General features: G+C 44.3%; 2 protein-coding genes. Both read left to right on the top strand.

Translation table 11 applies throughout. The annotated features are described in order from the left end of the window. Positions 1-136 precede the first annotated feature (136 nt). A complete protein-coding gene (locus R7Z50_RS24995) occupies positions 137-439 on the top strand; it encodes a PTS fructose transporter subunit IIB (RefSeq protein ID WP_006742227.1) in 303 nt (100 codons plus the stop codon). A gap of 8 nt (positions 440-447) precedes the next feature. After that, positions 448-1,006 (top strand): HPr family phosphocarrier protein (locus tag R7Z50_RS24990; protein ID WP_318149419.1); only part of this gene is annotated, 559 nt, incomplete at its 3' end.

Below are 1,006 nucleotides of genomic sequence, written 5' to 3'. Positions count from 1 at the left end.
AGGACTAAAAGTGCATTAACTGGATTAATGTAACATGAGATTCAAACTGTGATAGAGCTCTTGCGTTAATCCAGCTCAAATCAATTCAATCTGCGGTGGCTGTGTTAATATCCACAAAAAATAAAATGGATAGAACATGAAAATCGTAGCGGTGACAGCATGCCCTACAGGCATCGCTCATACTTATATGGCGGCAGATGCACTAATGAAAGCTGCGCCAAAACATAACGTGCAAATTAAAGTAGAAACGCAAGGTGCGATGGGGATAGAAAATCAGCTCACTCCTCACGATATCGCTCAAGCGGATCGGGTTTTGATCGTGTCGGATATTGAGATAGAACAACCAGGCCGATTCGAAGGGACGCGCCAAATTCAAATCCCCATTGAAGAGGTTTTGCTTAACGTCGACAAAGTATTCCTCGTCCACTGCCGCGACTAAATTTGCAGATGAACGAATACCAAATCACCTTTTTCGTCGATAATGCAAATGCCAGTGCGCACCTTACTCAGCCACTCAATCGAGTGGCAAAGAAGATCAAAAGTACCTTACATATCATTAATGTAACGCAAAATCGTGCTGCGGAACTCACCAAGTCCGTGGCGATTTTGCAAGCAGGTCTACAACAAGGTGATTTGTGCCAAATCACAGCGATTGGCATTGACGCAGAGCTGGCCTGCTTCGTCATCAAAGACATGATTGCTGAACACTTTACGGTGGTGGGATCTCATATCAACTATGAGTTTTCTAGCCAACTGGCCGAGCGTTTACCGCAAATTTGCCCACCTTGTGAAATCAAATGGCACTACGCCAAAGCGCATACCGAGCTCACCAAGTTTGAATGTCTTAAAGGATTAGCTCAACTGATCCACCCTATTCATCCTGACGAACTGATCCTTGCTTTTATTAAACGTGAAGAACGTTCATCAACTTGCGTGACTCCGGGGATCGCTCTACCGCATGTGATGTTTTCAGGTGTTGACCATATTTCTATTGCCGTTATTGCAA

The sequence above is a fragment of the Vibrio sp. 1249-1 genome, assembly GCF_033340495.1.
The sequence above is the reverse complement of the archived record's forward strand: the minus strand, read 5'-3'. Positions and strand labels throughout refer to the sequence as shown.

Bases quoted from the DNA above. Each gene is read 5' to 3' on its own strand.
- R7Z50_RS24995 (WP_006742227.1), top strand. From the start codon at position 137: ATGAAAATCGTAGCGGTGACAGCATGCCCTACAGGCATCGCTCATACT.